The sequence below is a fragment of the Kitasatospora sp. NPDC059817 genome (assembly GCF_042731835.1).
Lineage (GTDB): Bacteria > Actinomycetota > Actinomycetes > Streptomycetales > Streptomycetaceae > Kitasatospora.
Genome location: NZ_JBHWIR010000176.1, coordinates 1 through 10,135, shown reverse-complemented (window position 1 = coordinate 10,135; position 10,135 = coordinate 1). Strand labels below are relative to the sequence as shown.

Below are 10,135 nucleotides of genomic sequence, written 5' to 3'. Positions count from 1 at the left end.
CCCGCCCGCCGCCCCCCCCCCCCCCGACTCCGGCCGGAGCGAGCCAGCGGGGGCCCGGTGCGGGCGGTGCGGTGCCCGTGGTCTGGGCGCTTCCGCCCGACGCGGGAATCCCCGTACCCTCGTGCATGTAGTTCTCCGGGTGTTGATGGGGCTACGAGTGATGACGGCTTCCTGTTGACGCAGGGAGCCGTCGCTCCGTTGTGGGGCGTACGGCTCGTACCGACAGTGGATACGATGACAGAGCTGCGGAAGGCCGAAAAACCGCAGAAAACATCGCGGGACTTGAGAAAGTTGATGTTGGTCCAGGTCAGAGGCGTACTGACGTCGACGATGTGACCCGCATCACAGGAAATGGGAGAGGAACTGTGAGGAATCTCACGGTGGGGATATGGCGCGCAGGCTCCCGCTGAGTGGAACGGGCCCGCTGGTCTCCTTCGCCCGCGAGCTCCGCGAACTCAAGGAACGGTCCCGGGGCACGGTCGAGACGGTCGTCGCGCTAGGCGCCTCGCGGACGGCGGTCTACGCCGCCCTGAACGGATCCCGCCTGCCGAGCGCCAAGAACCTGGACGCCATGGTCGAGGCGTGGGGCAGCGGCAGCGAGCTCGAACGGCGGCAGTGGCACGACCGGCGACGTGCCGCCGAGGAAGGCCTCGCGGAGGCGGCCCGGCGGCAGGGCGCGGCGACGGCGGGCCGCACACCCGAGGAGGAGGACTTCACCCGCGCGCTGCGCGGACTGTGGAACAAGGTCGGCGACCCGTCGACCGAACGGGTGGCGCGCCACTGCGACCTGAGCGCGCGAACCCTCGACTCCTACCTGGACGGACGGACCATTCCGACGGAGTCGCGGCTTCGCGAACTCTTCGACGGGCTGTCCGCGCTGCGCGCCGATGACAGCGCCTGGCTGGCGGCCACCCGGGACACCCTCATCGGGGAAGTGCTCTTCCGCGCCCAGACGGCGCGGCAGGAGGAGCGGGCGAGGGTCAGGGAACTGGCCACGGCCCTCCCGGAAGGGCAGGCGCCCGTCGAGTTCGGCCCGTTCCCCGACGGCATCGGGCCGGTGCCGGGCGTACGACTGGGCCAGGAGTTCGACAACCGGCGGACGCTCTCGCTCGCCGGCGTGCACCGGCCGCTCCAGGCCGGTATCTGCGGTCTGCGAGAACTCGGCGCGGAATCGATCGTGGTCTCCGGTGGGTACCAGGACGACGAGGATCTCGGTGATGTGATCCTCTACACCGGGGAGGGCGGGCGGAGCCCGCAGACGGGGCAGCCGGCCCGGAACCAGCAGCTGACGCGCGGCAACGCGGCCCTGGCGACGAGCGCGGCGACCGGGGCCCCGGTTCGCGTGGTCCGGGGAGTCACCACCGCGACCCGCTCCTTCTACCGCTACGACGGGCTCTTCCGGGTTGAGGACCTCTGGTCCGAGACCTCCTCCGGCGGCTTCCTCGTGTGGCGGTTCCGCCTGGTAGCCCTTCCCCCGGCCGAACAGGCCGCGGCAGTCGCCCGGGTGTCGGACCGGGTATCGGATCGGGTGACGGCTCCGGTAGCGGCTCCGGTGACCGATCGGGTGGCGGATCGGGTGACGGCTCCGACGGATGAGGACGGTCGGGAGGCGGGGCCCGTCCGATCCGCGACATCGGTCGAGCGCGTCGTCCGGAACACCGCGATCGCCACCCACGTGAAACGTGCGCACGACTACACCTGTCAGGTGTGCGGCGTCCGCATGGCGGTCCCGGGCGGCGCCTACGCCGAGGCTGCACACATCACGCCCCTGGGGAGCCCGCACAACGGATCGGACACCGTCGACAACGTTCTCTGCCTGTGTGCCAACCACCACGTGCTGTTCGACTTCGGCATGCTGATCGTCAATGACGACCTCACGGTGGTGAGCCGCGACGACAGCTCCGTGCTGGGCCGGCTGCGGGAGACACCGGATCACGTCGTCGACCGGAAGCGCCTCGCGGAGCACCGGCTGCGGCACGGGGTTCCCCGGCACGAGGGCATGCGCTGAGCCTCCCGTCCCGTCGTCTGGGCCGCTGCCCCGTCTGCTCGTGGTGAACGGGTGGGGCAGCGGGTTGAGCCGAGGGCGGGGCCGGGGGGATCGTGCTACTGGCTGACGGACTGGGCCAGGCAGAGGATGTTGCCCTCGCTGTCCTTGAACCAGGCGGCGCGCAGGTTGTCGCGTTCGGCGATGCCGTTGACGGTCTTCAGCCCGGGGAAGTCGTACTCCTCGAACGTGATGCCGCGCTCACGCAGGGCGGACATCGCGCCGTCGAGGTCGGCGACCTTGAAGCTGGCAAGGGTGTGGGCGGCCTGTCCGCCGCTGGGGGTGTGGTAGATCGTGAACTGGGTGCCGCCGCAGTCGCAGACCAGTTCCTCGTCGGTCTCCTCGGCGAGCTTGAGGCCGAGGGTGTCGGTGTAGAAACTCCTCGCGCGGGCGAGGTCGGCGGCGGGGATGACGGCCTGCAGTGGTGCGTCTCCAAGCATGGTGCTTCGCCTCCTCCTGCTTCCAGGCTAGGGACGTTGGCGGGCGGGCGCTCACGGGGGCGGTGGGTGGCGGCGGGGCGTGTGCGGGAGATTGCCGGGTGTTGCCGCGCTCGGAGAGGTGCGGTCGAGCGGGACGAGCGGGACGAGCGGGACGCGGAGGGTCCGGCACGGTCGTTCGTGTGCTTTCACGGGTGGCGGCCCCGTCCGGCAATCGGGTTGTCGCGTCCCGCCGCCCGGCCTCAGCCGCGCTGCGGCCAGGCGTGCGGCACCCGCTCCAGCACGCCGGCGCCGAACAGCTCGTACAGCGGCAGGGTCTCCAGGTGGACGTAGCCGATGTGGCAGTCGCAGACCGGCAACGGGCAGCCGCGCGCCCGCAGTTGGGTGCGGTAGGAGCCGTCGTACAGGTTGCCGAGGACGTCCCGGACGAAGTGGCAGCGGCGGACGGTGCCGTTGCCGTCCACGGAGAGCACGGACTCGCCGGTGCGGCAGGGGCGGTCGGCGCTGGGGTGGGCGTGGCGGCTGTAGCCGAAGTGCGGGTCGACGGCCGCCCAGTCCGCGGCCTCGGCGTCGGTATAGGTGCGGCCCTCGGCGGCGTTGACCCAGAGGTAGACGCCTGCGGTGAGCTCGGCGCGCAGCCGGCGGGCCTCGGTCAGGTGCTCGGGCTGGCCGACCACGCCGACGCTGTAGCGCACGCCCAGGGCGTCCAGCTCCCGGCACTTGGCGAGGAAACGCTCCCGGGTGACCTGGCCGGGGTGGTACGTCACCCAGAGCGCGAGGGTGTCGGGATCGGCCTCGGCGAGCCAGTCGGTCCGGCAGCTGAGGTTGGTCTGGATCGCCACCCGGCGTACGTGCGGGAGCTTGCTCAGCTGGACCAGCGCCCGTCGGTACCACGACCGCACCAAGCCCTCGCCCCAGGGCGTGAACAGCAGGGCGAGGGTGTCGCCGCTGCCCGCCCGTTCGGCCGCCCAGTCGGTGAACCGCTCCAAGGCCGCGCGGTCGGCGCGCAGTTGATCGGGTGTGTCGCGGCGCTTGGCGAACGGGCAGTAGGGGCAGTCGTAGTCGCAGGATGCGAGTGGGCCACGGTAGAGCAGGGTGAGGTCGCGCCCACGGTCAGTCGCGGCGGTCGCGGCGGTCGCGCCGGTCTCTGTGGTTGGCGCGGTCGGTGTGCGCGGTGTGGGCGGGGTGGTGGACGGCAGGCCGAGGAAGGTCATTTCGCCTCGTACGCCGTCATCAGGGCCCGGACCTCGGGCGAGAACAGCATCGGCCCGGCCGCGTCCGAGTGCGCCAGGCCCTCCGGGCTGAGCACCAGGCGGTCCTGGTCATCGGCGAGCCAGCCGCGGGCGGTGAACTCGGCCAGCTCCGCCGGGAAGTCGGCGGCCGGTGTGCTGCCGAAGCGGGCCCGGTAGTCGGCCAGCGGCATGCCCTCGGCCTGGAGCAGCGACTGCACCAGGTGCCGCCGGCGCGGCTCCTCGCCGCTCATCCGGTGGCCCACCTCGGCGTGGTGGAAGTCCTCGGTGGCGACGAAGTCGTCGATGATTCCGCGCACCTCGGTGGCGTTCACCGCGTAGTCGAAGGAGTAGTGCAGCCGTGAGGTGTAGGAGCGGGCGCCGCAGCCCAGGCCGACCATGCCGTCCGTCTGGCAGGCGTACTCGCTCGCCCCGGCCTGCGGGGAAGCGGCGCGGCGGAACATCCGCATCGACACCTGCTGGTAGCCGTGGGCCAGCAGGTGGTCGCGGCCGGTGCGGTAGAGCGCGAGCCGGCGGGTGTCCCAGGCGGATTGGCTCTCCTGCTCGCCGCGCCGGGCCAGGCCGGTGAGCGGGCGCACGTAGAGCGGGTAGAGGTACAGCTCCTCGGGCTGCCAGGCGAGCGCGGCGTCCAGCGAGTGCAGCCAACTGGCCTCGGACTGGCCGTCGATGCCGTAGATGAGGTCGATGTTGAGCACCGGGAACCCGGCGGCACGGATCCGGTCGAGGGCGCCCTCCACCTCGGCCCGCTTCTGCGGGCGCACGGCGGAGCGGGCCTCGGCGTCGACGAAGGACTGCACGCCCAGGCTCAGCCGGGTGGTGCCCCGGGCGGCCAGGACCTCCAGCCGGTCGGCGGTCGCGGTGGCGGGGGAGGCCTCCACCGAGAGCGGTATCGCCCGCAGGTCGGCGCCCATCCGCTGCTCGGCGATGTCGCACAGCCGCTCCAGCTCGCCGGCCGTCAGATAGGTGGGCGTGCCGCCGCCGAAGGCGGCCAGTGCGAAGCGCGCGCCCTCGTCCAGCGCGGTGCGGACGGCCACCGCCTGGCGCTCCAGGGCGTCCAGGTACGCGGTGGTCAGGCCCTCGGGGCTGCCGATCCTGGTGAACAGGTTGCAGAAGCCGCAGCGGACCTCGCAGAACGGGATGTGCAGGTAGAGCGAGAGCGCGTCCTGTGCCTCGCCGGCCCACAGCTCGCGCAGCCCCGGGCGCTCCGGCAGCGGGAGGTAGGCGGTCTTGTGCGGGTAGGCGTAGACGTAGGACTGGTAGGGCGAGTCGGGGCGCGGGGGTGTGGTGGTCATGCGCGCTCCTCGGTGGTGGCGGCGATGGCTGTGACGGTGGCGGGGACGGCAGCGGGGGCAGGGAAAGCTGAGGCGGCTGTGGGGGCGGCATCGGGGACGGCTGAGGGGATCGTGAAGTGGGCGTACGGGACGGTCCAGACCACCTCGTGGCCGATCCGGTGCCCGGTGTAGCCGTCCTCGCCGTACGCCGTGCCGTGGTCCGAGCAGACGATCGCGAAGCAGGGGCGGCGGGCGCTCATCGCCGCGAAGAGCCGGCCGATGTGGGAGTCCACGTACTCCAGAGCGGCGGCGTGGCTGGCCCGGGAGTCGCCGTGCTCACGGGTGGCGCCGGGCAGGTGGAACCAGTTGGGCTGGTGCAGTGCCGAGACGTTCAGGAACAGGAACAGCGGTTGCCCGGCGGGCTGTTCGGCGGCGACCCGCTCCGTCCGGGCGACCTGCTCCTCGAAGGACGTCGGGGACGGTACGCCCATCCCGGGCTCCCAGTGGCTCTCCTGGAACAGGCCGGGCAGCACCGAGCCGAGCGGGCCCTGCTTGTTGAAGAAGCCCACGCCGCCGATGCAGACCGTCCGGTACCCGGCGGCGGCGAGGGCGGTCGGCAGATCCGGTGCGTCGAACACCCAGGTGCGCGGGGCGGTGCTCTCGGAGCCGGCGAAGCGGGCCGCGAACAGGCGCGGGTGGGGACCGCCGGGGGAGGCCGGGGTGGGCAGGAAACCGGCCAGGATCGCCTGGTGGGAGGCGTAGGTGAAGCTGCCGGGCGCGTGCCGGCGCTCCCAGCGGCCGCCGGGGAGGAAGGCGGCGAGGTGCGGGATCCGGCCGGCGGCGGCCAGCTCCTCGGCGACGTCGAAGCGGAGCGTGTCGAGTGTGACGAGCAGCAGGTCGTGCGTGCCGACGACCGCGTTCATGTCGGGGGCCGGAGCGGGAGCCTGGGTGTGGGGGGAGGTCTGGTGGTTCATCGGGAGGGTTCCGTGATCTGGTGGTCCGTCGGGGTGGGGAGGGGCGTTCCGGTGGTGCGGCCGGTGGCCCCGGTGAGGGCGGCGATCTGGGCGCCGTAGGTGTCGAGGCCCTCGGCGGGGCCGCCGGGCAGGCCGGTGAGGTTGGGGAGCAGGTCGCCGAAGGCGTTGACCTCGCCGACCAGGGCGCGCCGCCAGCCGGCCGTGGGCAGGACGTCGACCCCGACCATCAACGAGCCGGGGAAGCAGGCCGCCGCGCGCTCGGCCGTCTCCAGCAGGGCCGGCCATGCGGGCCCGGCGGCCTCCCGGGCCAGGTCGAGGCTGCCCCGGGCGCCGCCGAGGTGCAGGTTGGTCATCGGCTGCGCGCTCGTGCGCACCACCGCGTGGGTGGCCCGGCTGGCGACCACCACCACGCGCAGGTCCGCCGAGCGGCCGGACTGCGCGGCCTTCGGGATCCACTGCTCGACGTGCAGCCCGTCCGGTGCCAGCCGGTCGATGATCTCGGCCACCTCCCGCTCGCTGCGGTAGTGGCGGACCCGCAGCGAGTTGTGCAGCAGCCCGTCGGCCAGCTCGACCGACGTGGTGGCCAGGACCTGCCCGCGCGGCCCGAACTGCAGGGCCGTCACCCCGGAGGCGGAGGAGCCGTGCGCGGGCTTGACGAAGACCCGGCGCAGGCCGGCCGCGGCCAGCCGCCCGCGCAACTGCTCCCAGCCGGTGACCTCGCCGCCCAGCGCCCGGGGTACCGGCACCCCGGCGGCGGCGAGGAGCGCGTGCGCCCGCCGCTTGTCGAACATCACGGCGATCTCCTCCGGATCGCCCAGCAGCCGTACGCCGGGGCGTCCGGCCAGCTCGCGCAGCGCGGCCGTCACCCCCGCGTACCAGGCGGCTGTGCCCTCGACCCGGGTCGGCGCGTAGGACGGGCCGAGCGCCGGGCCGCGCAGCAGTTCGTCGACCAGGGCCTCCTCACCGGGCGACTCGATCCGCAGCAGGCCGTCCTCGGGCAGCCGGTAGTCGCCGCGCAGCACGTCCAACCAGGGCAGGACGGCGGGCTCGGGCAGCCCGGCGGCCCGAGCGGCGGCGGCGAACAGCGTCACCCGTCGGTGCCCGGGATTGCCGAGGACGGTCAGCTGCGGTGTCATCGTGCCGTCACCCGCCTACTCGGCGACCGCGACGTAGCGGTCCCCGTCGTCCTCGTCCTCGTCGGGGTCCTCGGCCTCGGAGAGGTCGAGCGCGACCCCGGGCAGGGACTCGGTGAGGCGCTGCTGCAGCTCCTCGCTGAGGTAGTGGTGGTGCAGGTCGAGGGCGCGCAGGTGGGTGAGCGGCTGGCCCTCCAGCAGGGCGGCGGCGCCCTCGTCGGAGAGCACGCCCATGGACAGGTCGAGCGACTCCAGCCGGGCCACCACGGGCGCGTGCGCGACGGCCGAGGCGATCTCGTCCTGGAACTCGCTGTTGGCCAGCCCGAGGTGGCGCAGGCTCGGGAGGCGGGCGCCGTCCAGGAAGGGCCCGAGGTCGTCGATCGTGGCGTCACCGCCGTACTCGTCCACGCCGAGCCAGAGCGTCAGGCGCTCCAGCGCAGGCAGCTCGGAACCCGCCACCGCCCGCACCACCCGGGCCGGCAGGCCGCCGGCCTCGAAGCGCAGCGCGGTCAGCCGGTCGTGCCGCACCGGCTGGAGGCTCAGGTCCGTGCCACCGCGGACGGTCAGCTCGGTCAGCCCGGGGAAGGCCGTCAGCAGCGGGGTGACGTCGCCCATCTCCATCCAGGAGATCTCGCACTCGTCGTAGGTCACGTCCCCGAGGAAGAGCGCCTCCAGGGCGGGCAGGCGCTCCGCGTCCGCGGCGATGGCGGCGACGGTGGCGGCCACGGGGACGTAGCCGCCGTGCCACCAGGGGCCGATCACCAGGGCGCGGATTCCGCCAGGGTCGACGGTGTCGAGGAAGGTCTGCCAGAGCTGCGCGAAGTCGTGCTTCGCGTCGTAGTCCAGGGCGAGCCTCCAGGCGACCGAGCCGGCGGCGGGCGGCGTGCGGGTGCCGTCGTCGGGGGTGAAGTCGCGGATCGGCAGGTCGTGGAAGCGGTCGGGGTGGAGGGAGACGGTCATGTCGGCTCCAGACGGATGGGCGTGGTGGGCTGGTCGGTGTGGTGGTGCGGCGGCGTTGGGCGCGCGGGCGGTGACGGTTACTCGGCCACGGCGACGTAGCGCCACCGGTCGTCGGGTTTTCCGGCCTCGGAGAGGTCGATCTCGACGCCCGGCAGGGCCTCGGTGAGGCGCTTCTGCACCTCCCCGGTGAGGAAGTGGTGGTGCAGGTCGAGGGCGCGCAGGTGGGTGAGGGGCTGGCCCTCCAGCAGGGCGGTGGCGCCCTGGTCGGTCAGTACGCCCATGGCGAGGCTGAGCGACTCCAGCCGGGCCACCACGGGCGCGTGCGCCACGGCGGCCGCGATGTCGTCCTCGAACTCGCTGTTCTGCAGGCCCAGATGGCGCACCGCGGGGAAGCGTGTGCCGTCCAGGAAGGGGGCGAGGTCGTCCAGCGTGGCGTCGCCGCCGTAGTTGTCGACGCCGAGCCAGAGTTCGAGCCGCTCCAGGGCGGGGAAGTCGCAGCCGGCCACCGCCCGCACCACCGGGGCCGGCAGGCCGCCGGCCTCGAAGCGCAGCGCTCGCAGCGCCTCGTGGCGCACGGGTGTCAGCTCCAGGTTGCTGCCGCCGCGCACCACCAGCTCGGTCAGTTCGGGGTAGGCCGTCAGCAGCGGGGTGACATCGCACATCTCCAACCAGGAGATCTCGCTCTCCTCGTAGGTGACGTCGCCGACGAAGAGACCCCGCAGCGCGGGCAGCCGGTCCGCCGCCTCGACGATCGCGGCCAGGGCGGCGTCGAGTTGCTCCGGCTCGTCGGAGAACCACGGGCCGATCACCACGGCCGTCACGCGCTCGGTGTCCACCGTGTCGAGGAACTGCCGCCAGCGCTTGGTGAAGGCCTCCTCGGACTCGTAGTGCAGGCCGATTCGCCAGGCTGCCGATGCCGGCTCCGGCAGGGTCACGGCTGCCGCGTCGCCGGCGTCGGCGGCCTCGTCCAGGGCCTGGACGAAGTCGAAGACCGGGAGACCGTGGAACTGCTCGATGTGGTGGTTGACGGTCATGCGCTGCTCCTCAGGGGTCGGGGCCGAACACGTGTCTACCAGCCGGGTCCGACAATCCGGTGGCCGGGTGGCCGGCCGGGCGCGTTGTCAGACCCTTGCTCTACGTTCTGGTCGTGGCTCCGGAACGTGACCGCGAACAGCGCGGTGGAGCCCGGGATTCCGGCAGTCGCCGGGGTCCGGCCGTACGGCGAGGGAGGACTGATGTACCGCCAGGGCGATGTGCTGATCGTGCCGGTCGAGGAGGGGGCCGTGCCGCCCCGGGTGGCTGCGCTGGCCGTCCAGCCCCGGGACGGCCGGGGCCGGATGGTGCTGGCCCTCGGGGAGGTCACCGGCCACGCGCACGCCGTGGTCGGTCCCGGGGAACTGCGCCGGGAGGCCGGTCCGTTCGGCGCGGGCTGGCTGCACCTGCCCGAGGGCGGCCGGGTGGTGCACGAGGAGCATGCGGCGATACCGCTGCCGAAGAGCTGGTACCGGGTGGTGCGCCAGCGCGAGTACACCCCGGGCGCAGTGCGGGTGGTCGCGGACTGACGCAGGGCCCGACGAACGGGCCGACGGCTGACGGACCGGCCGACGGGCGGGTGGCCGGGTGCCGGGCGATGGCAGACAGCCGGTAGACGGGTGGGCGGGCGCGGTGTGCCACGCGGAACGTGCAGCGTGGAACGCGCAGTGCCGAACGGAACGGAAGCAGGCGGCCGGGCGGGGAGCCCGGCCGGGAACGGAGCAGACGATGGAGACGACGATCCCTGACCGCCCGGCGGGCGCGGTGACGGCCGGGCCCGCCGAGGTGACGGCCCGCTGGCGGGCCGCTGCGGCGGCCACCGGCCCGGCCGACCGGTCGGCGGCCGAGCACGCGGTCCGGGCCGCCTACCGGGCGGCCGGGCTGCCCGAGCCCACGGCCGTCCGCTGGTTCGGCTCGCCGTTCGCCGCCGCCGAGGCGGCGCTGCAGCGGCGGGCCGCCGGCGCGGTGAGCGTACGCGAGGCCGTGCGCACCGGGCCCTGGGAACAGGCCCGGCGGCGGGCCGTCGAGGAGGT

At 73.5% G+C, this 10,135-nt stretch carries 9 protein-coding genes and 1 pseudogene; 3 read left to right on the top strand and 7 right to left on the bottom strand.

Translation table 11 applies throughout. The annotated features are described in order from the left end of the window. Positions 1–388: 388 nt before the first annotated feature. Positions 389–2,008, top strand: a complete 1,620-nt coding sequence (locus ACFV61_RS28505) for a YDG/SRA domain-containing protein (protein WP_380428342.1) — start codon at positions 389–391, stop codon at positions 2,006–2,008. A gap of 95 nt (positions 2,009–2,103) precedes the next feature. Here the strand turns inward: ACFV61_RS28505 and ACFV61_RS28500 are convergent, their stop codons facing one another. The 7 genes from ACFV61_RS28500 to ACFV61_RS28470 form a co-directional block, all read right to left on the bottom strand. Then, positions 2,104–2,484 carry a VOC family protein gene (locus ACFV61_RS28500; RefSeq protein WP_063350712.1) on the bottom strand — a complete coding sequence of 127 codons (381 nt, stop codon included), beginning with the start codon at positions 2,482–2,484 and terminating at the stop codon, positions 2,104–2,106. A gap of 239 nt (positions 2,485–2,723) precedes the next feature. Next, a complete protein-coding gene (locus ACFV61_RS28495; RefSeq protein ID WP_380494676.1) occupies positions 2,724–3,695 on the bottom strand; it encodes an STM4011 family radical SAM protein in 972 nt (323 codons plus the stop codon). Then, positions 3,692–5,023 (bottom strand): STM4012 family radical SAM protein, encoded by a 1,332-nt coding sequence (locus ACFV61_RS28490; RefSeq protein ID WP_380494674.1) that lies wholly within the window; start codon positions 5,021–5,023, stop codon positions 3,692–3,694. The genes ACFV61_RS28495 and ACFV61_RS28490 overlap by 4 nt, the downstream gene beginning before the upstream one ends. Beyond that, positions 5,020–5,925 (bottom strand): STM4013/SEN3800 family hydrolase, encoded by a 906-nt coding sequence (locus ACFV61_RS28485; RefSeq protein WP_380494684.1) that lies wholly within the window; start codon positions 5,923–5,925, stop codon positions 5,020–5,022. The genes ACFV61_RS28490 and ACFV61_RS28485 overlap by 4 nt, the downstream gene beginning before the upstream one ends. A gap of 47 nt (positions 5,926–5,972) precedes the next feature. Beyond that, complete coding sequence (locus ACFV61_RS28480; RefSeq protein ID WP_380494671.1) at positions 5,973–7,112, bottom strand: STM4014 family protein; 1,140 nt, start codon at positions 7,110–7,112, stop codon at positions 5,973–5,975. Positions 7,113–7,127: 15 nt separating this feature from the next. Next, entirely contained in the window at positions 7,128–8,069 is a 942-nt protein-coding gene (locus ACFV61_RS28475; RefSeq protein WP_380494669.1) for an STM4015 family protein, read from the bottom strand. A 77-nt stretch (positions 8,070–8,146) separates the two neighbouring features. Continuing rightward, on the bottom strand, positions 8,147–9,103 hold the full coding sequence (locus tag ACFV61_RS28470; protein ID WP_380494667.1) for an STM4015 family protein: 957 nt from the start codon (positions 9,101–9,103) through the stop codon (positions 8,147–8,149). Between the two features lie 201 nt (positions 9,104–9,304). On the opposite strand from ACFV61_RS28470, the gene ACFV61_RS28465 reads away from it, so the two are divergent. After that, positions 9,305–9,631 (top strand): hypothetical protein, encoded by a 327-nt coding sequence (locus ACFV61_RS28465; RefSeq protein ID WP_063350717.1) that lies wholly within the window; start codon positions 9,305–9,307, stop codon positions 9,629–9,631. Positions 9,632–9,830: 199 nt separating this feature from the next. After that, positions 9,831–10,135: pseudogene (locus ACFV61_RS28460) on the top strand (hypothetical protein); the annotation flags it as partial.